General features: G+C 33.1%; 16 protein-coding genes. 12 read left to right on the top strand and 4 right to left on the bottom strand.

Annotation, left to right across the window (positions count from 1 at the left end; genetic code table 11):
- Window positions 1-9 precede the first annotated feature (9 nt).
- From AABD74_RS09340 to AABD74_RS09290, 11 genes are all read left to right on the top strand, one after another.
- Window positions 10-3465, top strand: coding sequence for a hypothetical protein (locus AABD74_RS09340; protein ID WP_406845342.1), 3456 nt, complete (start codon window positions 10-12; stop codon window positions 3463-3465).
- Window positions 3452-5293: a contractile injection system tape measure protein gene (locus AABD74_RS09335; protein WP_406845341.1), complete on the top strand. Its 1842-nt coding sequence runs from the start codon at window positions 3452-3454 to the stop codon at window positions 5291-5293. The genes AABD74_RS09340 and AABD74_RS09335 overlap by 14 nt, the downstream gene beginning before the upstream one ends.
- Entirely contained in the window at window positions 5280-5882 is a 603-nt protein-coding gene (locus AABD74_RS09330) for a hypothetical protein (protein WP_406845340.1), read from the top strand. Before AABD74_RS09335 ends, AABD74_RS09330 begins: the two co-directional genes overlap by 14 nt.
- The gene (locus AABD74_RS09325) at window positions 5879-6706 is read left to right on the top strand and encodes a DUF6734 family protein (RefSeq protein ID WP_232682352.1); all 828 of its coding nucleotides are present in this window, start codon (window positions 5879-5881) and stop codon (window positions 6704-6706) included. Before AABD74_RS09330 ends, AABD74_RS09325 begins: the two co-directional genes overlap by 4 nt.
- Window positions 6707-6936: 230 nt before the next feature.
- Window positions 6937-7797 carry a DUF6734 family protein gene (locus AABD74_RS09320; protein WP_406845339.1) on the top strand — a complete coding sequence of 287 codons (861 nt, stop codon included), beginning with the start codon at window positions 6937-6939 and terminating at the stop codon, window positions 7795-7797.
- 39 nt (window positions 7798-7836) lie between these two features.
- Complete coding sequence (locus AABD74_RS09315; protein ID WP_406845338.1) at window positions 7837-9363, top strand: DUF4157 domain-containing protein; 1527 nt, start codon at window positions 7837-7839, stop codon at window positions 9361-9363.
- A gap of 2 nt (window positions 9364-9365) precedes the next feature.
- The gene (locus AABD74_RS09310) at window positions 9366-13289 is read left to right on the top strand and encodes a DUF4157 domain-containing protein (protein WP_406845337.1); all 3924 of its coding nucleotides are present in this window, start codon (window positions 9366-9368) and stop codon (window positions 13287-13289) included.
- An 11-nt stretch (window positions 13290-13300) separates the two neighbouring features.
- A complete protein-coding gene (locus AABD74_RS09305; RefSeq protein WP_406845336.1) occupies window positions 13301-14488 on the top strand; it encodes a hypothetical protein in 1188 nt (395 codons plus the stop codon).
- 92 nt (window positions 14489-14580) lie between these two features.
- Window positions 14581-15402 carry a peptidoglycan-binding protein gene (locus AABD74_RS09300; protein WP_232682357.1) on the top strand — a complete coding sequence of 274 codons (822 nt, stop codon included), beginning with the start codon at window positions 14581-14583 and terminating at the stop codon, window positions 15400-15402.
- A gap of 1 nt (window position 15403) precedes the next feature.
- Entirely contained in the window at window positions 15404-16708 is a 1305-nt protein-coding gene (locus AABD74_RS09295) for an ATP-binding protein (RefSeq protein ID WP_406845335.1), read from the top strand.
- Between the two features lie 398 nt (window positions 16709-17106).
- On the top strand, window positions 17107-17793 hold the full coding sequence (locus AABD74_RS09290; RefSeq protein WP_406845334.1) for a cytidylyltransferase domain-containing protein: 687 nt from the start codon (window positions 17107-17109) through the stop codon (window positions 17791-17793).
- A 25-nt stretch (window positions 17794-17818) separates the two neighbouring features.
- Here AABD74_RS09290 and AABD74_RS09285 read toward each other — a convergent pair whose 3' ends face one another.
- Together AABD74_RS09285 and AABD74_RS09280 are read right to left on the bottom strand one after the other, a co-directional pair.
- On the bottom strand, window positions 17819-18418 hold the full coding sequence (locus AABD74_RS09285) for a hypothetical protein (RefSeq protein WP_406845333.1): 600 nt from the start codon (window positions 18416-18418) through the stop codon (window positions 17819-17821).
- A gap of 84 nt (window positions 18419-18502) precedes the next feature.
- Window positions 18503-19453: a homocysteine S-methyltransferase family protein gene (locus tag AABD74_RS09280; protein WP_406845332.1), complete on the bottom strand. Its 951-nt coding sequence runs from the start codon at window positions 19451-19453 to the stop codon at window positions 18503-18505.
- A 638-nt stretch (window positions 19454-20091) separates the two neighbouring features.
- On the opposite strand from AABD74_RS09280, the gene AABD74_RS09275 reads away from it, so the two are divergent.
- Window positions 20092-20502, top strand: coding sequence for a helix-turn-helix domain-containing protein (locus AABD74_RS09275; RefSeq protein ID WP_406845331.1), 411 nt, complete (start codon window positions 20092-20094; stop codon window positions 20500-20502).
- A 226-nt stretch (window positions 20503-20728) separates the two neighbouring features.
- Here the strand turns inward: AABD74_RS09275 and AABD74_RS09270 are convergent, their stop codons facing one another.
- Together AABD74_RS09270 and AABD74_RS09265 are read right to left on the bottom strand one after the other, a co-directional pair.
- Window positions 20729-21499 (bottom strand): hypothetical protein, encoded by a 771-nt coding sequence (locus AABD74_RS09270; protein ID WP_406845330.1) that lies wholly within the window; start codon window positions 21497-21499, stop codon window positions 20729-20731.
- A gap of 71 nt (window positions 21500-21570) precedes the next feature.
- Window positions 21571-22533, bottom strand: coding sequence for an RHS repeat-associated core domain-containing protein (locus AABD74_RS09265; RefSeq protein ID WP_406845329.1), 963 nt, complete (start codon window positions 22531-22533; stop codon window positions 21571-21573).
- Window positions 22534-22559 lie beyond the last annotated feature (26 nt).

The following is a 22559-nucleotide window of genomic DNA, read 5'->3' as shown; positions in this document are numbered from 1 at the left end:
ACTATTGCCATGTCAGCAAAACTTTCAACAATAACAACACAATACCGAAGATTTACAAAAAATCAGGTACTTACAGAAGGAAACCTTAATGAGGTTGTAGATTTTTTTGACGACCAGGATCGCCTGTCCCGCATTTATCTGAGTGGCGTTGGTATAGTTTGCGGACTTTATTCGTCTTATGATGAGGTTCAAAAAACCATTTCAATAACACAAGGAACAGGTATAACTACCGATGGTGATCTTTTTAAGTTATATCAGGCAGATGTACTGGGAAACAAAAAAATAGATTTTGATTCCAAAACATACACGCACTGCAAAGTTTATGATAATACAAAAGCGGGGTATAAACCTTTTTTCTATGATGGTGCAAACAAGCAGCTGCCTCTTTTTGAACTCTTGACAGAAGAACAGCAAAAAAAAGAAAAAGACCCTAATTTTGCTTTAGCAGAATTTACCGCAAATACCAAATTTGAGTTTAAAGAAGCTGTAATTCTTTTGTATCTGGAGTCGTATGAAAAAGAATCTGACCTTTGCGTAAGTCTTTCTTGTGACAATCAGGGATTGGAGATTGCAGGCAATTATAAAGTTTTAATTGTCAGCAAAGATATTGCGGCACAAATAATGAATCACGACAGCATGATTGGCAAAATCAATTATGCTAATTTATACCATACATTACCAGACCTAAAATCAAACAGAATTGTACTAAAAAAAGAAGATTTTGCTCATCTTGAGGCTATAAAACAAACTTTTACCAAAGGAATTTTCAAAAACAATGCTGTTAAAAATTTGCAGGAAGGTTACAATCAACTGTTGACAGGCTTAAATATGCCAGTCGTTTTAGAATCAATTCAAAAAAATATAGACGAATTATTTAATTTCGAAGGAGACCCGGTACTTCCTTCAGATTTTCAATATAGATATGACCTTCTTAACGATCTTGTTGATACTTACAACGAAACCAGAGCACTTTTACTCAATATAGAGGATAGTTACTGCTATCCTGATATTAATGCGTTTCCAAAGCACTTAATGCTGGGCGAACTAATAAAAACGGAACCTTGTTTTGAATTCCGTCATGCTTTTTACAAATCGCCTTTGCTTACAGGAGAAAATCTTAACACTTGCAATGACTGCCTTGCAGATGATGACGCTCCTGTTATAGATTCAAAAGAAAAGAAAAAGGTAAAAGCGGATGAAATAAAAACAGATGAAATAAAAGTATGTTACGGCGAAAACATATCCAGACAAAGAATGTACAGTCTTATTCTGAGAAGTGCAGAATTATTAGAAAATTACAATCCATCATATGATTATATAAAAATTACACCCTCTCTGCAAATGGGCAAATTGGGCAAGAAAGCCATTCCTTTTTACAACAATGTAAACAATTCGCTTATTAAAGCTTGGGATTTCGATAAAACAATTTTAGGATTGGAGAAAAACAATGTTAGTTATCATAACGATTTATTGAATACTAAAGAACCGCTCGAAATACATCTTGACAGTGATTTTTATAGAATTGAAGGCCACCAGGGACGCAATTACAAAGAAGCACTAAAAGCTATCCAGCAAATTAGATTAGAAAACGGACTCGGGTTCAATATCATGATTCTGGCAGTAAATGCAAATGAACTGGATAAAACCATCCAGTATTTCACCAAATATTACCTAAACAAAAATCATGGTTACGAACATAAAGCAGGTGTAGTTCCCGGAGGCACTTTCATAATGATATATCTGGAAGAAAAAATACCTTATTATAAAAGCCGCAGACTTTCTTTAACCGGTGACTTTGAAAAATTTGCTGAAGGCATAAACATTTTAAATCCGGTTGTTGCTGATTTCTCTATACCGTATTTATGTTGTGATGAAAACAATATAGGGCTTACTTTACCAGTAGATAAAATTTGCTTTGACAGCAAAACACCTCCTCTGCCTTTTAAAGTATCTCCAACAGGAGGTTTTGTAAGAGCCAATGTTAGACCTGATCAAAACGGAGGAATAAAAGTAAATGAGTTTGGCGCACTTGTTTTTGATCCAAATATAGTCAGTAAAGAGTTAATAGGCCAGCCTATAACCTTTACAGTTAATAACTTTGATACTGACTGTAAGATAACCATTTTTGAAAAACCAAAATTCGATTTTGTCGCTGTTCCTTCAAAACCTTCGGGAGTAGACGAAACCGAAGTCACTTTTACCGTAACCGGAGAAAATATTGAAGGCAACAAATATACTTGGGATTTTGGAGACAAAACCGATCTTGTAACGGATGATAAAACAGAAATAAAACATATCTACAAGTATAATAGTGAATCGCAAAAAAAATTCACATTTGATGTTACCCTTAGTGCAGACAATGGCAACTGCGGTTTCCAAATCACTCATCCTGTGAGTTTTGAAATTGAAGATCCAAAAGTACTGGTAGATGGCGAATTAGTAAACGAAATATCCTTTTGCCGAAACGATAAACCTGTAGAGCTTACTCTGCAGCCCAATGTAAAAGGGGCCGAAATTTTAGGAGAAGGAGTTATAGTAACATTCGGAGAAAAATATATGTTTGCTCCAGGCGAGGTATCTAAGGATGTCAAAACCGTAACCATTTTTATAGACGACAAACCATCCAATCTTACCATTACACTTTTAGATCTTCCTACTGCTAGTTTTAGCTTTAATCTAGATGCGGCGGGAATTCTAACCCTAAGCAACAATTCTTCAAATGCCACAACATACATCTGGGAAATTAATAAAGAAATAGTAAAAACAGATAAAAAAGATCCAGTAACACGTCCAACTTCGTTATATAATGAATCTTCTATTTCAGTTTCATTAATTGCTGAAGGCAACTGTGGTTCTGTAACTGATGGTCCAAGGTTAATTGAGATTAGAAAAGAACCTGAAGTAAATATATGTCTTAACAATGCTGAACTATTTGTAAAAAATGCAATGGAAACCACTTCCAGTTTAAAAGAAATTTCCGTTTTAAATAAATTCAATGAGGAGACTATTAACTTCATTTCTGAAACTGAAAACAGATTTGCCGAAGTTCAAAAAAACCTTGAGAGTTACATCAACGGTAAGGCAAATGCTAAATTATCTGAATTATTCACGCAGGAATATTTCAATTTTATATCCACAGTTGTCGCCTCTGCCATTAGACTACAAAATCCAGATCAGATTACTGCGGTACAAACACTTATATCGCTAAATACTTCATTGTTTTACACTATTTTGAGATGTCAGGATCAAGAAACACTTAAGGTATCTGAAAAACAAATTATCCCGGCAGCATTACTTTTTAATAATTTATTTAAAAGTTTCATAGAAATAAAATTCAATACAGATAAGGATGGATCATTGAAAGAGTTTTTGTCAGGTATGCTAACAGTATTTTCAAAAATCGATTTTATACTGTCTAATTTAAATATACAAATAGAAGACCTTACAGCTGGTGATAAATTCTAATAAACATATTATCAATAAAGTTTTCCTTGAGATAAATACCAATTCTAAAGAAAAAGGATATTATCTCAAGGACAATATTGATGCGTTTTTGCAAAAGGAAATATTCCCGTTTTTAGAAAACTATTTTAATGAAGTGGATTCGAAAAATCCTTCACACAGCATACAATTAGACAAACTAAACATTGATATTGCCATAAATCAAAATTTGGATTTCGAAGATTTCAAAGAGCAAATTCTAAAAAAAGTAATAACACAAGTTGAAGAAGTTTTTGAAAAAGAAGAAAAAAGCACAGAAAGTTATAAACTAATTCATGCACAGGAAAAGGAAATAGAAAGCTTTTTTTATTTTCTGGAAACAGGAACAAATGCCTGGTGGACAGCCTTAAATCATAATTTTAAAACAATAGTCAACACTACATTTGATGAAGTCTTAAATGATAAAGCTTTTCCTTTTAAGTGGGCTAACGCAGTTCAAAAACCAATCGTGAGAGCCAGGTTTATTAAACAATTTAGCGATAACCAAATTGCGGCAATTATTACAAAAGGAATATTACTAAAAAAAAACAATGCTGAAAGCAGTGCCAAAATAATCAGGATTAGTGCCATAAAAAAACACATTGAAGCATTTGTTTCAAAAAATCAATTAACTCCGAACCAAAGATTTTCAATGTGGGAAATAGTTGTTTTAAGCCTTTTGGAAACACGCAATCCAATGTTAAAACAAAAGATTTCCAAATTGATTTGCAGTGTATTTGAATTGCATAAAAAAAACAGCTTTTTAGAACACAAAGAACTTTTTCTGCAGGAAATTGAAAATCAGATAGAGATCCAAAACGAACTCGAATTACTGGCTAATCTTGATGCTGTTGTTTCGGTTATCGAAAACAAAGCAGCCTCAATTATTTTAAAAGAAAAAGTAACAGGAATAAAAACTATCCAAAAAAACCAAGAGTCAATAAAAACTGAGGCAGAGTCAGAGTCAGAGACAAAACCAAAAACTAAAACTGAGACAAAAGGAAAAACTGAGGCAGAAAGAGAAAATGAAATACAAAAAGAAACAAAAACAGAAAGAATTCAGCAAAATAATGAAAAGGAAGTATCCGATATGGATTTTATTTTATCAAAAAATAAAGATGCAACGGTTCAGAGTGACAATGAAAATATCGCACCCTTATCAAATAATTCAATAGAGAAAACTCTCAATACTCAGGAAGAAGTAATGAATAAAAAAGATTTTTCTATTGAAAAAGAAGAAAAAGAAAATACCAAAGAAGATATAGAAGAGCTGGAAGAAAGCCTAATAGATGCAAACGTTCACATAGATACAAATGTCAACGATTTATATGTTCAAAATGCAGGTTTGCTATTGATTCATCCCTTTTTAAAATCTCTTTTTGAAAATTGCGGGCTGCTCAATAAAGACAACACTATAAACAATCCCGAAATTGCTGCGCACCTTTTGCATTATATAGCCACAGGTCAGGAACAGGATTATGAAAACACTATGGCTTTCGAAAAATTCTTATGCAATATTCCAATAGCCCAGCCCATTGAAAGAAACATTATACTCTCTGAAAAAATGAAAAAAGAAGCAGCCACAATGCTGCAAGCCGTGTTGAGCAATTGGGATGTGATGAAAAAATCATCAGCAGAATTGCTGCAAAATGAATTTTTGCAGCGACCTGGAAAACTGAATATTAATGAAGACGAAAGCCCTGTAATACTTATAGAGCGAAAAACACAAGATGTTTTATTAGATAAATTAAGCTGGAATTTAAGCATCGTGAAATTGGCCTGGAAAAAACGAATCATATATGTTAACTGGTAAAATTAAAAGTATGAATGCTGATAATACTTCTTTTTTAGAATACGATAAAAAAAATATTCTTATTGAGCAGCAAAATGCGTTTGGATTTATATTCAACAATCTCGATTTGTCGAAAATCGCCTTTTGCGGAGGAGTTGCAGATTATTTGAACCTTCGCCAGTACTATCAAATGCGCATAAATGATTTGGATATAATGTATGAAAACGAAGAAGATTTAAATCCAATTAAGAGCAAAGTTGACATAAAGAGATACACCTCTAAATTTTACAAAACCAAAAACGGAGAAACATTGGTTTATAAGTTCAAAATTCATGGCAAGGAAATAAATATAGATAATTTCCCAAATGATTTTTCGAGATTAACCCTTACGCAATCACCTCTTTTGGGCAAAATGGTATGGCATTCCTCATTTAATGAAATGAAAAAATTTCATAACAATGAGATACATCTAAAAACCTCGGAAATAGCAGGAGTAAACTACGAATGGAAACGATTATATAAACACAGCCGAAAAGCTTCTTTGTACAACAATGTAACTTTCTTAGAAGAAAAAAACTTAATTCATACTATTAAAAAGAACATTTTATGAGGGAAGAGCCTAGAATAATTTACAGTTTAGATGCATTTCCTGTTAGTAATAATCGATGGAATCAAGGTAATAAATTTAAAGAAACGATTTATTCGACTGCATTAAGTATACTATACAGCCATTTATGGTATCAGGATATTGAGCTTTATGCAGATGACACTGCGTATAAGTTTCTTTATATGCTTCCTATCAGAGTTACTGAAATTAAGAGCAACAAAGACACCGTTATTTGGATGAAATCGAAAATTGATGTTATGGAAAAACAAATCAAACCTTTTGTGCATCTTGACAATGATGTCTTTATAAAGAAAAAAATAAATTTTGATTTTGATAAGGTAATTGTTGAACAAAACGATTACGAATTGTACGGTATGTACCAATATCGTTTAGATTTTTTTAATCAATATACTCAAAATTTAGACTATTGGAAACCCGATTTGGGATATGCATATAATTGTGGAGTATTAGGTTTTAGAGACTTTGGGCTTCGAGATCAGTTTTTAAAAGTTTTTCACGATTTAGAAGAAATCTTTTTAAAAAATCATAATCCCAAAATAGCAAAAATAGAGCCTTGCATTGTTTTAGAACAATATAATCTTGCGGCATTGTTACATCATCATAATATTAAACCAACATTATTGCTGTGGAAAAAAAACCTGTTCGAAAATTTCCAGTTAGCAGATAAAATTGGCTATTCACACATTGTTGGTCAAAAAAAATACAGAATTGACATTGTTCAGGAAATAGAAAACAGGCTTTCTAAACTGTTTCCGTATTGGTACAAAGAAGTAAAGAATGCCTTAGAGAAAGAAGGTATTGCTTAAAATAAAACCACACGCTGGGTGTAATTGAATACATGAATTTTCTATTTAACACATAGAAACGTAGATTTTACTTAAAAACAAGAAATGCAAAAAAGAAATACATTTCTTTCACATAGCATACTATGTGCGTTTAAAAAAAAGTGAAACGCCTTATTTCGAGCTTACATAATTCTATGTTTCTATGTGTTAAAATAATTACGATTGACAAGTTAAAACTATAAAAGTTATATATGAAACAACGACACAAGATGATTTACAGCCTTGATACGCTTCCTATAATGCATAACAGATGGGATATGGGAGACAAACTAAAGGAAACTATCTACATGACTGCTCTGAGTGTATTATACAGCCATTTGTGGTATGATGAAATTGAGCTTTATGTAGACGAAATAGGCTTTAAATTCCTGTATATGCTTCCTTGTGCCGTTACCAAAGTGCAAAACGAAAACAGAATTGACCTTTGGATGAAATCAAAAATCAATGCTATGGAACGTCAAACAGAACCATTTATTCACATTGATACTGACATACTTATTAAGAAAAAAATAGATTTTCTTTTTGATGATGTTATAGTAGAACGCAAGGAAGATACTTATGAAATCCATTATAAGAAGCAGGTAGAGTTTTTTAATAAATACACCAAAAACCTGCCTTACTGGCATACAAATTTAGGCTATTCTTATAATTGCGGCATATTTGGTTTTAATGATCTCAAACTCCGCGATGAATTTATAAAAAGCTATTATGATTTGGAGAAAATATATTTAGAAAACCAAGAAAACTTTACTGAATTAAAACAAGAAGGTTATGAAACCTGCATTTTAATAGAACAATATACTCTTGCATCGCTATTGAATTATAAAAACAATAATCCTACAATGCTTTTAAAAGGAAACAACATAACAGAGCATGGGAAACATGCCGATATTATTGGGTATTCTCATTTTTTTGGAATGAAAAAATATGACAAATATGTTGTTGATGAAATTGAACTTCGGCTCTCTAAAATATTTCCATATTGGTATAAGCAAATAAAAAATGCATTAGAGAAAGAAGGTGTTATCGCAAATAATCTGCAGTTTGTTTAGTGAAACAAATTAGTATTTCAAAATGGTAAAATAACAATCATGAGAGAATTTGAACAAAAGAAAATAGCTAATCACTCCCCTTCTACTTTTTTTGGACCAAAAGTTCAAAAAAAACTAACTACAGGGACAGTAGGAGATAAATATGAAATAGAAGCCGATAATGTTGCTGATAAAGTAGTAAACAAACGCAAAACTGGAGGTTTACTGCAATCAAGAAGTGAAGAAGCAGTACAGCAAAAGCCTATTGCAGAAACCATTTCAACAGTTCAAAAAAAGGACTTGGCACAAGAACAGCCTCTGCAAAAAAAAGGCAAGGAAAAAGAAGAAGATAAAAAGGTACAAAAGAAATCCGATAAGGAAGAAGACAAAAAAGTACAGAAAAAAGGAGAAAAAGAAGAAGACAAAAAGGTACAAAAGAAATCCGATAAGGAAGAGGATAAAAAAGTACAGAAAAAGGGAGAAAAAGAGGAAGACAAAAAAGTACAGAAAAAATGTGCCGAATGTGAGAACGAAGACAAAAAGGCTCAGAAAAAAGAAGAAAAAACAGTTCAAGCAAAGCTAAAAGAATCGAACTCAGTAAATGAAAAAGTCGAAAGTAATCTCAGCAGCTCAAAAGGCGGCGGCAATGCCATGGACAAAAACACAAAGCGGGAAATGGAATCGGGTTTTGGAGCCGATTTTAGCGGTGTAAACATCCACACTGACAGCAGAGCTGTTCAAATGAGCGAAGAGCTGGGCGCACAAGCTTTCACACATGGCAGCGATGTCTATTTCAATAAAGGAAAATACAATCCAGACTCCAAAGAAGGCAAACATCTGCTGGCGCATGAACTCACACATACGATTCAGCAAACCGGATCCAAACAAAAATCTGGGGCAATACAAAAATCGTCAATAGAAAACCATCAAGAAGATTTACATGCAGAAAGACCTGAAAATCCACAGTTTAAAGGCAATCCTCCATTAGAAAAAGCCAATGATAATCAGATGCTTATTTCTACCGGTCAAAAGGGGCAATATGTTGCGGAATTGCAAAATGGGCTGATGCAGGCAGGTCAAAGTTTACCAAAATTTGGGGCAGACGGCGATTTTGGAAGTGAAACACGAAATGCAGTAATAGGCTTCCAAGCAGAAAACGGTTTGAATAAAGTTGACGGTATTGTGGGACCGGAAACTATAGGAGCTTTAGATAATAAACTGGTAGGACAAAAAGGCGGTGATAATAATTGTTGTGGAGAAGCATTTCAATTACCGCAAAATAATAACGATTTTAACATTAATGATTCCGTTATGTCTTCCTCAACTTTTTGTTCAAAAGGCGATTTTAAAATAACCTCAACTGCCAATTGGGTTACACCACATAATGCAAAACATTATAATATACTATTGACTGCTATACAAGGAGGAACAATACATAAAACCGGCAGAAGATATGATGTTGGCAAAACAGAAACACAGTCATTTGCTGTAAAAACCAAAGATTGTATCTTCTTTAAAGTAGAGGTTAAAGTAATTAATCCTGGAGGTAGTCCAAATTTAAAAGGAAGTTTTAATGTAACCAATTAGAGATGCCAGCATTAAAACAAATATCAAAATCAAATCCTTCGCACTCCGCGTCACACCATGACAAGGGGAAGGAATCTTTTTTTGGTGTTCAGGCAAAATTGAATATAGGTAAGTCTAACGATAAATTTGAAGTAGAAGCCGACAGAGTCGCAGACCACGTGGTGGCCAATAAACAAACGCAAAAAGCAGACTCTTTCTTTTCGCCTTCGCCAGTAGTGCAAAAGAAATTGGCGCGCAATGTTCAAAAGCAAGAAGAAAAAAATAAAGAAGTGCAGCAAAAAACTGCTGCCGTAACCATAACACCTGTTGGACAGTTAAAAGGTGAATCAATCCAAAATAAACTCGATTCCAGAATAACTGAGAAACGAGAAATCAATCCGGCTTTTTCAGGATCAAAAACGTTAATTCAGCATAAGCTAGAAGATAAAGTCCAGAAAAAAGAAGAAACAGTTCAGAATAAAAAAGAAGTCAAAAAACCAGAAACTGTTTCAAAAAGCGCTCCATCAATCAAACCTTTAATTCAAAATAAAGGAGAAGAGGAAAATGTACAGCAGAAAAAAGAAGAGGAAAAGCAAAACTCAGACGAAGAAAAACAACTGCAAAAAAGCGCGGCTGGCGATGCCAATCCTGGCGATAATTCTAATATCGAGTCCAAGTTAAACAGCAGTAAAGGCGGAGGTTCTCCACTATCCGGAAAAGTAAAAACCGAAATGGAATCCGGTATTGGAGCCGATTTCAGCAATGTCCGCATACATAATGACTCTAATGCTGTTCAAATGAATAAGCAATTAGGAGCTCAGGCCTTTGCTACCGGAAACAATATTTATTTTAACGAAGGAAAATACAATCCGAATTCGAAAGAAGGCAAGCATTTACTCGCTCACGAATTAACGCATACCGTACAGCAGGGAGCCGCAATTAGAAAAAAACCGGAACCAATCTCCCCTGCTCCCGAAATGGTTCAGGGTTCGTTCCTCGATTTAGTTCCCGACTGGATCATCGATGGGGCACGACACGTTCCGGGTTACACTCTTTTCACCGTTATTATCGGTTATGACCCGTTACGACAAGTTGATGTAGAGCGAACTCCAATTAATCTGGTTGAAGGCTTAATGGGTCTTATTCCTTTTGGAACAGCCATATTCGACAAGCTTCAGGAATACGGAATACTGCAGCAGGTTTTTGACTGGGTAGAAGGAAAATTAAGCGAACTCGGATTAACAATCGACAGTATTCTTGATCTGGTTGAAGAGGTTTGGGACGAAATATCATTTCCTTACACCGGTATAATTGATTTAGTAACTGAAAAATTTAATGAAGTAGTTAACAGAATAACTTCTTTTGTAAGTGCAACTGTAGATCAGGTGATTACCTGGATAAAAGAAGCCTTGATAGGTGTAGCAGAACCTATACTGGCAGAAAACAAAGCTTGGTCATTAATCAAAAAAATAATCAAATACGATCCGTTACGCGATGAAGCTGTCAATGCCACAACGGTCGAAATATTAGAAGATTTCTTAATACTGATAGACAAACAGACAGAGCTTGAGCAAATGCGTGAAAAAGGCACGCTGCAAAAAACTGCCGACTGGCTTGACACTCAGGTTGGAACTTTCAATTCATTATTAGGCGAACTTCGTGGACTCATAACGGCAGCCTGGGATGCTATTCAACCTGCAAATCTGGTCAATATTGCCGATAATCTTTCAGCACTTGCCGATCAGGCCGGAGGGTTCCTACAAAGGGTTTGGGATTTTGCTTCAGGTGTGGCACTCAAAGTATTAGAGCTTGTTAAAGAATCCTTATTAGCATGGCTTTCTGAGCAGGCTGCAACAGTTAGAGGCTACTCATTGGTAAAAGTAATCATTGGCAGGGATCCCTTCACGCAGGAAAGAGTACCTAGAACAGTTCCTAATCTAATAAGAGGTTTTATGAGCCTTATGGATGGCGGAGAAGAACAATATGCCCAAATGGTAGAATCTGGTGCAATAGCCAGAATTGTGGGCGAAATTGAAGCTGCAGTAGAGACGCTCAACATGACACCGCAATCTATAATACAGCTCTTTACCGATATTTGGGATTCTATGAGCATCGATGACCTCATCCATCCGATAGATGCTTTTATGAGAATCATTGAAAAATTTGGAGAACCTATAGGGCGACTAATTGCTTTTGTAGCAGAAATTGTTCGAATCGTTATTATGGCGATTCTCGAAATCATGAATTTCCCATTTGACCTCATCGGAAATATCATTACAAGAGCATTAGAAGCTATAGATGATATTAAGAAAGACCCAATTGGTTTCTTGAAAAATATACTGCGAGCGCTTAAACAAGGATTCGTACAGTTCTTTGACAATATCGTAACGCACTTAATCAATGGTGTAACTGGCTGGTTAATGAGCGAGTTAAAAGATGCCAATATTCCTGTACTTACTGATTTTTCTTTACGCGGTGTTATTAGCTGGATATTAGAAGTGCTGAATATCTCGATGGAAAGAATCTGGGAAAAACTAGCAGCACATCCTCGCATTGGCCCTGCAAGAGTTGCCAGAATCCGCAGCATGATTAATACGCTCGAAGGTATCTGGACATTCATAAAAGATGTTCAGGAGCGAGGTATGGCCGCCATTTGGGACAAAATACAAGAACAGCTAAGTAATTTATGGAATACCGTTCTCGATGCCGTGAAAAACTTTGTCATGGAACGCATTGTCAATAGAATTACGGCCAGACTTTTAAGCATGTTAGACCCAACGGGAATCATGGCGGTGATAAACGGTGCTATGGCGTTCTTTAATGCTATTCAAAGTTTTATAAAATACTTGCGCGAAATGCTCGAAGTAGTCAATTCGTTTGTCAATGGCGTAGCCGATTTAGCACGGGGTAATGTCGCCACAGCCGCTGATTATCTGGAAAGAACTATGGGGCAAGCTATGCCTGTCGTAATAGGTTTCTTGGCAAACCAAGTTGGTTTAACTGGTATTGGAGCAAGAATTGGAGAAATGCTTATTGCTGTTCGTCAAATGGTTGATGAGGCACTTACATGGCTCGTGAATCAGGCTGTAGACAGAGGAATGGCATTGTTGGACAGAGTGATGGGAAGAGGCGGCGCAGATGGACTGACAACTGTTAGACAAAACCTGCATCAAGAAGAAGAAACTCATTTAACCAATGGTGGCATTACACATGAAAATGCTCAAGCTGTGGCACAAACTGTGGCTACTAGAAATAGTACTTTGGTAAGCTCAATACAAGTTGTAGATGGTGGTGATAAATGGAATTACAATTTAGTTCAGAGAGCAGCGGAAGAAGGTAAAAATAAAGCGGAAGCTGATAGTGATATCCACGAAGGAACTATTATTGGCAGTAATCGCAATAAAACTACAGCAAGAAGTGAATTAACAAGAATAACAATTTCTATGGTTGGTAATGGAATAGATCAAACTACTTTGGATAGATATAAAGGGCTTGAAGACGGTTATTTAAAATATTTACGCACCAAAGGCACCTCAGACATGATTCAATGGCCTCTAACTTATTTAAAACTTAGATCATCACGCAGCAGAGGAAGAAATGGAGAAGAAGGTTGGATTAAGGAACAATTTGGTGAATCAGCAGGAAAAAACAATCGTACGTATAATCCGAGAATAGTTGATGATGAAGGTAGATCAAAAGTGGTACCGACGATCCCCGATTATATAGAAGGCAATGAAATTGGAGATGTTAAGGATGTTAATTACCAATCATATACAGAGCAATTAAAAGCCATAAAACAAGTAGCAAGAGATCAAAGAAAACGATTCTCATTAATTATTCGTAAAGATGATAACCCCAATGGCGCAACGAGTTTGAGCTCAAACTTATCTAATGAAGTACAAGTTGGTCCACATAAAATTATTACACCAGAAGAAGCTTCTGAATAAAATTTAAAATTATGATAGTTTTTAATATATATACTACGTTTCATTTTGACAATTTAAAATCTGTAAATGATTTAATAACTTTTATTATCAACAATAAGTTTCCATTGTTTGAGAACTATGGCACTACTGAAGACGGCAATAAAAAAATAGAAAAATCTAATTTTAAAGCCATCGAAAAGATAATATCAGATTATCCAATACATGCTTTTGGAGAAATTTATTTTAGAACAAAAGACAAAAAAATTATTCTAAAAATAGAAAATAATGTAACAGGGATAAGTCGTTGGACCCTTTTCCTATCTGAAAATAAATTTGAAAACAATACCGCATTAAATCCTTTATTTGATTTTTTTGAACAAATTATTAATAAATATGACATCTTTTTTATTGGAGGAGATATACAAGAGGAATTTGATAGATCAAATATTAGAGAAGAAATTAATAGTAATGGAAAACAAACTATTATAAAAGTTGGTTTTGATGACATTAATCAATTACCAGGCATTTATTGGTTTAATTTTTTAACGAAAAAACTCATTCCAAAAAACTTTTTATCAAGCAAAGCGATCAAATCTGTATTTACTAAAACAATAAATGATGGGGTGTTTATTGTTCTCACTGAAAATATTCTTAGTAAGGATAAAAGAGATATTGCAAATAATATTATTAAAGTATTTCCTGAGAATTTATTTTTTGACAAAAATAAAAACGTGTATTTAGATTGGGCTTTAGATGAAATTATTCTTAAAAATAAAATTCAGGAATACAAACATATTTTACTACCCTACTTCGATATATACAATCACAAAGAAAGTAACAAAATAAACTGGAATACCTATGATGAAAAATCAATTGACAAAATAAAATCTTTAGTTGATTATAAAATTCTAACGCCATTCAAAAATCAAACAAAATTTGAAGATATCTGTACAAGTATACCTTTAATTATAAAAGAAAATTCTGCTTTAAAAAACAAATTGGAAAAGCTTACAATAAGTTTAGGTGTATTAATTGGGGATGCTTTCGTTGAAGAATACAATTGCCAATGGTCAGCAAATAAAGGAATTTTCAATTGCTCGATTATAATTCCTAAGCTTACTCCAAAAGGGTTTTCTCCTTTCTTTTTTATTCTTCAAATTATTGTCAATGATTTAGTACCAGAAGATTTCATTAACGAGTTGAAATATTATATTAAATAAATTCTGGAATTAAAAAATTAACATTTCAGAAAATATAATGTAGCCAATTATTAAGATGGCAACCAAAATAATAACTTCTAAAAACTTTAATCATGCAAAAAACATTCTACCAAAAAGAACTGCTCATTAAAGCAACACAACAAAGAAAAGGAGCAAATAATAACAAAAAAGATATTGAAAAAATTCAGTCCTGGCTTAATTTGTTTGCTATGCAAAATCCAAGTTCGGGAACGGCAACGGGTATCGATGGAGATTTTGGACCAGCAACAGAAAAAGCTGTGCTTAATTTTCAAAAAGCAAACAACTTAGCCCAAACGGGTATTGTAGATCAAAAGGTATTCGATATACTTGTATCTCCTCTTAAAAAAGCTTTTACAAGTCCCATATCTGGAAATAATTTGAGAGAATTGATTTTGAGTGCAGCTCAAAACCATCTTAAAAATCATCCTTTTGAACTTGTAATCAACAGTCAAAGCAATACCGGACCGTGGGTGCGAAGTTATATGGACGGCCATGAAGGTACCGACTGGTTTTGGTGCATGGGATTTGTTCAGGCCATTATTGACCAAGCTGCTTCTGTTCAGGGAAAAAACTTTAAAACCCTTATGCCGTTAACTTATAGCTGCGATACTGTTGGTACAACCGGTCTTCAGAAAAAAATATTGACCCGTTTTCAAACGGCCAGAACTAATCCGGCTTTAATAAAACCCGGAGATATATTTTTGATTCAAAAAACTACAAATGACTGGTTTCATACTGGAATTGTAGCTAAAGTTCAAGGCGATATAATTGAGACTTTTGAAGGTAACACCAATTCTGATGGTTCTCATAACGGAAACGCTGTAATGAACAGAATCAGAAACTTTAAACAATCTAAAATTGACTTTTTTTCAATCGAATCATTAGTTGTATAAAATGGAAAATGTATTCACTTACCTAAAAAACCAATTCGTATTTCAGCTTGACAATCTTTTTCAAGTCGAAAACCCAATGGAAAAACCTGTTTTGAACCAAATCGATTCAAATGGTTTTATCAACGAATTCATCATCGAAAATAATTTAACGGAAATCGATATTCTTTTATTGGGATTGGCTCTTGCACCGCACCTTAAACCTGATTTTTTAAGTTCGGTTATTGCCGAGTATTTACCGAATGGAGGTGAATTGCCTGAATTTGGAGGAATGAAAACGAAGAACCATCGTGGAATTTTACCAACAGGCGAAACGGCTCAGTTTTTAATTGCAGGAAATGATCTGGATAGCCGAATTTCATTTTATGATTATCTGCACAATCAGTCACTTCTTTACCATAAAAGAATCATTAAAATAGAATCAGTTCCTAATGGTGAGCCTAAACTGAGCGGTTTACTGATTTTAGAAGACGAATACATCGAAAAATTCATTACCGGAAAAATCCTAAAACCACAGCTTAGCAGTATTTTCCCTGCGCAATTAATTGAAACTCAATTAGACTGGGACGATTTGGTTCTCAATTCTGTTACTTTAAATCAGATTAAGGAAATAGAAACCTGGCTCAAATTCAACGATATTTTACTTCATGAATGGAATATGAAAGCCAAAATAAAACCTGGTTTCAGGGTTATGTTTTACGGCGCGCCGGGAACGGGAAAAACACTTACGGCCTCACTTTTAGGAAAATATACCCAAAGAGATGTTTATAGAATTGATCTATCTATGGTGATTTCGAAATACATTGGCGAAACCGAAAAAAATCTGTCTTCACTTTTTGATAAAGCGACTGATAAAGACTGGATTTTATTTTTTGATGAAGCCGATGCCGTTTTCGGAAAAAGAACAAATGTTAGGGATGCACACGATAAATACGCCAATCAGGAAGTTTCGTATTTGCTGCAGCGCATCGAAAATCATCCCGGATTGGTTATTCTGGCCTCTAATTTTAAAACAAATATTGATACAGCTTTCACCCGAAGATTTCAATCTATAATTGAGTTTGAAGTGCCTTCATCCAGCGAACGTTTAAAACTATGGCAAAATAACCTGCCTAAAGGAATTAAGATTGCTGAAGATGTAAATCTTAATGAAATATCAAAAAAATATGATATTACGGGCGCTAATATTGTAAATATCATTCAATATGCCTGCCTGAAAACTTTAGAAGATAAAAATAAAAGTATCAACCTTAATCACCTCCTTCAGGGAATTAAAAAAGAATATGCAAAAGAGGGAAAAATGATGTAAATTTTTAATTATTAAGTAATATGAATCAAGAGCTGAAATGTGCCGTTAGGTACAAAATATTGGCTGTCAATATAGGTTCAAAATTCACTGGCGTACCATAGGTACGCAACAAAATGATAACTATTGTGTACCTGCGGCACGCTAAATTTATTTCAATTTATGTTTTCTACCAATATTTAGTGCCTAAAGGCACAAATTGTAGACTTTCAAGCCTTGAATACTAAGTAAACAATATTATGAATAATATAAGCAGATAAATATACTGCCAATTGTTACTATTTTTATTCTTTAGGCAGCTTGCTTCAAATCAAGTATTTTTACCTAAACCCAGTTTATCCTATCTTTATATATTAGCTTTACAAAATAATCGTCATTTTTAATTCTCTTATAAAGATACTATGAGCTATTTCTATCTTACTGCCCTTTTACCAATACAAAAAGAGTATCCTTCGCATGTTTTACCTAATAGAAATTTTCTTCCATTTAATGGCAAACCTATGTATCAGTATATGATTGAAAAATTGCTGAAATTTACTCAATTTGAAAGTATCGTAATTAACACCGATTCAGATGAAGTTAAAGAGTATTGTAAATGGAACGGCAGATTAAGAATAATTGACCGACCGGAATCATTAATTGGCGAAGACATCAAATCAGATCTAATAACGGCTCATACCCTTGAGAAAATTTCGGGTGAACATTTTATCGAATTTCAAAGTTTTAATCCTTTAGTAACAAATTACACCATAGATAGTTTTATCAAACAATATATGGATCATATTGTTCCCGGAGAATATTTTGATTCGGTTTTCAGTATACAGCGTTATGAATTGAGAAATTATGATCTCGAAAAAAGAGAAATGAATGATGAATTTCAATTTTCAATAATCGAAAATGGAATTCTTCATGGTTTTACCCGTACTTCTTTCCGTAAACATGGAAAAAAGATTGGAAAAACAGTCTCGGCATTTGAAGTAAAAGAAATTGAAAATACGCTTCTGGATTCAGACACTAATTATGAATTAGTGAAGTTGGTTTTTGCTAACCAGGATAAATTTCCTGCTATTTTTCATAGCGGCGTTTAAGTGAGAACCGCAGCCATAATACTGTTTATCTATCAAAACCAATCGTTCCTCTTTTTGGCATATACAGTAATTTTAAATCTGAATAATATTTATCAAATTCATCTTTAGAAATTGCTTCAACATTTCGCAGCCATCTCAAATCATTTATTTGAGTTTCGTAGCTTAAATTAGGATCCAGACTTAGATATCTTTCTCGTAAATAATTATCTCTCTCAAAAAACAATGTTGATATGAATTCATTAACAGAACTTTCATTTGGATGTTTTTTAAATAGAATGAGATATCCATTATTATGAGTTCTTATTCTCCATGAATTTTCATTCATAAAAAAATAAACGGTAAATAACACAATTGCTGTGAATGCAAATCCAATCCACATATCTGGATCAGAATCTTTATCATTACGGAAATAAAAAGACATTCCAGCCATTCCAAAAATAAGCAGTGAAAGCACTAAGATGATATTATTTGATGTTTTGTAAGTTGTTTTTTCTTTTGATAAATTTTCAAAAGAAACCATTCCTTCACTTTCACCTCCTATGTAAGATGTTTTATAATTTAATTTATTATCTAGAATATTATATTCTCTTTTTGTAAATAATCTTCGCTGCTTTATCGTCTGCATTTATTTTCTTTAAAAAACGTTGTTAACTTTTATTTTCAAATATATTCATTTTTTCTACAAACTATCAATTCGAAGAAAAACACTTTAAACAGCTTTCAACTGATCAGCAATTTCAATAATATGCTCTTCATCAGTTCCGCAGCATCCGCCAAAAACATTCAAATGCGGGAAAGAATCTTTTAATACTTTATATTCTTTTCCTAATTCTTTAGGCACTCCTCTGTCCAGTTCTATGGCTTCGTCTAATTCGGCGTGGCTTTTACAGGAAGCATTTGCACGAATTGCTTTGATACGTTTTACCCAATTTTCATTTTTACTTGCGTTTAGTTCGTTTAGAAAATGTGTTGGGTGTGCGCAATTAATCATATAATATATCGGAGGAACATTTACACTTTGATCTACTTTTTCAATAGCATCTTTTAAACTCATTCCTGTTGGCAGTTTACCATTTGTTTCTACCGTAAAAGAAATAACCACAGGCAGATTAAAAGATTCTGCTGCTTTAACAATGCCAATTACTTCTTCAATATAATTCATCGTAATAGCAGAAACAAAATCTATAGAAGTGTGGCTAAAAGCTTCTATTTGTGCTGTGTGATATTGCCGTGCTTCTTCAATTCTCATACAATTCTCAGGCACATAACCGTCGCCGCGAGGACCTATACAGCCGCTTATCAAAATAGAATTTATATCATTTTCAAACTCTGTTTTTAAATCTGCTAAAAGCGTAACGGCTTTTTCATTCAGCGCAGCTAATTCATTTCTATGATGACCAATCTTTTCAATCCAATCTGGATTTGTACGCCAGGTGGGAGTTTCTAAAATAAAATTGGTTTGATACTTTTTTGCAATTTTTAAATATCGGGTGTAATAATTTTTAAGGGCATTATATCCTTCCTTATTTTTTAATAAATCAAAAGCGGCGAAATACGGAAGATCAAATCCTTCCAAAAAAACTAATGTTGTTTCGAGTCCGCCATCTGTTAAAAATATTTCATCCGTTTCATTTGGCAAGGTTTTATTATTGTTTTCCATATCTTTAAAATAATTACAAATATTTAACAATCAAATAAATACACATATAAATATACAAAATTTGATACTCTCTAAAAAAATTATTCGAAATCAGGAAAGGCTTTTTTTAATGGTAAAAACCATTTTATTATTCTTTTATATTTTGAACTTTTTTAAGGAACATTTCATCGATTTCATCCAAAAATTCAAATGTATCCAGAGGAAAAAGCTGGTGCACAACTTCTAAAATTAAAGACAAATTAATACTTGTTTTTATATCAGTTTCCGAAGTTTTATGCACGTCGTGATCCACGCCCAAAATACATAGTTTTAGCATTTCACTAATAACGCATCCAAGCTCATAATAACTTGAAAACTTAACCTCAGCAACATAATGTTCATTTTCTTTATTCGCCGATTTTAGGGTTTTAAAAAGTAACGCATTAATTTTTTAAATTTCTCTTCATTTTCCATTTCATTTTTTTCCATAATATTTGATGCTTTTTTTATTTTTTAATATAAGAAAAATCGTATTTTTATTTCTCGCAAGTAATCAATAGATTTTATAGTAATCAACAAATGGTAATTGTATACTACAAAGTATTTTTGTTTTTTACAATGATCAAAAAAATCTAATAATTTTTAAATATCTTTGAGCTATGACTACAACAGCAAAACCAAAACATATTGGAAGAAACATAAGCCGAATTAGAGAGCTTAGAGGTATGAAACAGGAAGCACTTGCTTTTGCAATTGGTGTTACTCAGCAAACTGTATCAAATATTGAAGGAAGTGAAACTATTGAAGAAGAAAAATTAGACGCTATTGCAGAAGTTTTAGGCGTTTCTGCGGAAGCAATAAAAAATTATAGTGATGAAGCTGTATTTAATATCATTGGAAATACAGTTAATAATCATGATAATGCAGCTCTTTTTCAATATCAACCGACTTTCAATCCATTGGATAAATTGATTGAATCTTACGAAGAAAACAAAAGGCTTTACGAACGTTTAGTTCAATCTGAAAAAGATAAAGTTGAGTATTTAGAAAAATTACTGAAATTGAAATAATCTTTAAAAAATATTTAAAAACAAGAAAGAGGCTGTCTCAAAAGTAAAATCAAGCTGTTGAGAATCGCGTAAATGGAAAATTTCTCCGATAGGTATCCGAATAAAAAAGAGGTTGTCTCGACTTTTGAGACAGCCTCTTTCTTGTTTTTAAGATTGCTGCGTAGAATTAGAGACATTTGCGCAGCTTTTCAGTTGAACTCTTTGGAGAGCGGGTAGTATTCTTTTTTTAATTTAGTTTATTAGCATCATCTTTTTTGATGATTACATGAGATCTAAATTTTTGCCAATTAGAATTAAATTCAAACAAATCTTCAATTTTATAGATATAATTATTATTTCCTTGGTTTTTATCAAACGCGTCGATTAAATCTTTACCCAAAAAATGATTTATAGAAATTTTGGTAGAAAGATTATCAGCCATTATAAATTCAGGAATGTTCAATAATGGGTAATGCGAACTGGTGTATGTCGCCCATCTACCTTTATTATTCTCAATTTCATTTAAAAATTCTCCACAAAATATAATAAGATGTATATATAAAAAGTTTTTAGCTTTGTCATATCCAAAATTATATAATGCTTTATTAAACTCATCTAGATTCGTTTCTGAGATTTTTTCTGGTATTTCTAATTTTAGATTTAAAAATAGTTCCTTTATAAAAACTTCTCTAAATAAAGTTGGATTCTTAAAAATCTTACGATACTTAAAATAAGGGGTATTAATTTCCTTTAAGTCTTTCTCATTAAGTGATTTCAAAAAAGATTCTTCAGAATTAAAAAGATATATTTCACTTTCATTTGTTACATGATTATCGCCGTAAAGTGTTAGATCTACGTTGGAATTAGATGTTTCAATAAAAACATCTAAATTATCAAATGCATAATAGATATGACTTTTTTTCAATTTTCGATTTACATCTGTTATAAATCCTAAAATATGGGCATCATTTTTATTTAGGATTTCTTTAAACTCTTCGTATGGAATGCTTTTTTTCATTAGATTTATTTTTTGTGCATAGCATAATATTGAACTTGTCATTAAGAAAAAATAGATAAAAGATTTCATAACTAATTATTTAAATGACGGCTCCATCTGCGCATTAGTTTATTTACATTTAATATAACTGGAACAGTGTGAGTAATATCAAATATTCTGCTTTGTCCATCAGTATGATAAAAACTAATTTCAAAGTTATTATTATTAAATCTATATTGAGAATATATCAACCTTACTTGAATATTATTTCTTCGAGCGTGATTAAGTAAATTCCTATTGATATTTACCCCATGTGATGTTACATAAGTTAAGGTTTTTATTTCTTGTCCACTTGCAGCAAGATAATTAATAAAATTTTTTGCTTGATCTTTATATTCTACTTCTCCCCCATCTCTAATTAGTTTGGCATCATATAGCGATGATCTCATTGACACAGTTATGTTCCTACCATCCACCTTAACAGGGGAAGCAATACCATCAGGAGAAGAACCATTCGCTATCTTTTGATCATTTGCTTCAAAAGAATAATCAGCTCCATTAGTTGTCATCCATTCTAACATTGCTGCTTCAAATAGCCCTGAAATTCCTTTTTCAGTTGTAACTCCTAATTCTTTCGCTATTGCAATAAAACCATCTTTATCTAATGTATTCCAAAAACCACCTTCTTCTACTTCCCCTGCCGAGACTGTTGACCTTTCAATTTCAGCTGCTCTATTTTCATTTTTATATTGTTTGGCTAATCCTGGATCTGCCCCTGGTCTAGAAGTTTCTAACCACTGTTCATTTGTTAATCCGTCAGCGCCAACTGCTTCCATACCATCAGGATCAATAAAACACACAGGGTTATTAAGAGCGTATATATATGGAGAAAAACGTCTTGAAGTCTCTGCTAATGGATCAATATTCATCCAGCGGCCAAGCGCAGGATCATAATTTCTTGCTCCATAGTCATACAGATTCAACAGATTACCTCCAATATTCTCGTCTTGGAGCTCCTTACCATTGTACTTATACTTGCATTTCGGTACGTTCACGAGCAAGATGCTCGCGCCAGCAGAGG

The sequence above is a fragment of the Flavobacterium soyae genome (assembly GCF_045348165.1).
In the GTDB taxonomy this organism is placed as follows: Bacteria; Bacteroidota; Bacteroidia; order Flavobacteriales; family Flavobacteriaceae; genus Flavobacterium; species Flavobacterium soyae.
Note: the sequence above shows the minus strand (reverse complement) of the source record. Positions and strands in the feature narration are given on the sequence as shown.

Coding starts and splice junctions, on each gene's coding strand:
- AABD74_RS09340 (WP_406845342.1), top strand. CDS start 10: ATGTCAGCAAAACTTTCAACAATAACAACACAATACCGAAGATTTACA.
- AABD74_RS09330 (WP_406845340.1), top strand. CDS start 5,280: ATGTTAACTGGTAAAATTAAAAGTATGAATGCTGATAATACTTCTTTT.
- AABD74_RS09325 (WP_232682352.1), top strand. CDS start 5,879: ATGAGGGAAGAGCCTAGAATAATTTACAGTTTAGATGCATTTCCTGTT.
- AABD74_RS09320 (WP_406845339.1), top strand. CDS start 6,937: ATGAAACAACGACACAAGATGATTTACAGCCTTGATACGCTTCCTATA.
- AABD74_RS09315 (WP_406845338.1), top strand. CDS start 7,837: ATGAGAGAATTTGAACAAAAGAAAATAGCTAATCACTCCCCTTCTACT.
- AABD74_RS09310 (WP_406845337.1), top strand. CDS start 9,366: ATGCCAGCATTAAAACAAATATCAAAATCAAATCCTTCGCACTCCGCG.
- AABD74_RS09305 (WP_406845336.1), top strand. CDS start 13,301: ATGATAGTTTTTAATATATATACTACGTTTCATTTTGACAATTTAAAA.
- AABD74_RS09300 (WP_232682357.1), top strand. CDS start 14,581: ATGCAAAAAACATTCTACCAAAAAGAACTGCTCATTAAAGCAACACAA.
- AABD74_RS09295 (WP_406845335.1), top strand. CDS start 15,404: ATGGAAAATGTATTCACTTACCTAAAAAACCAATTCGTATTTCAGCTT.
- AABD74_RS09290 (WP_406845334.1), top strand. CDS start 17,107: ATGAGCTATTTCTATCTTACTGCCCTTTTACCAATACAAAAAGAGTAT.
- AABD74_RS09285 (WP_406845333.1), bottom strand. CDS start 18,418: ATGCAGACGATAAAGCAGCGAAGATTATTTACAAAAAGAGAATATAAT.
- AABD74_RS09280 (WP_406845332.1), bottom strand. CDS start 19,453: ATGGAAAACAATAATAAAACCTTGCCAAATGAAACGGATGAAATATTT.
- AABD74_RS09275 (WP_406845331.1), top strand. CDS start 20,092: ATGACTACAACAGCAAAACCAAAACATATTGGAAGAAACATAAGCCGA.
- AABD74_RS09270 (WP_406845330.1), bottom strand. CDS start 21,499: ATGAAAAAAAGCATTCCATACGAAGAGTTTAAAGAAATCCTAAATAAA.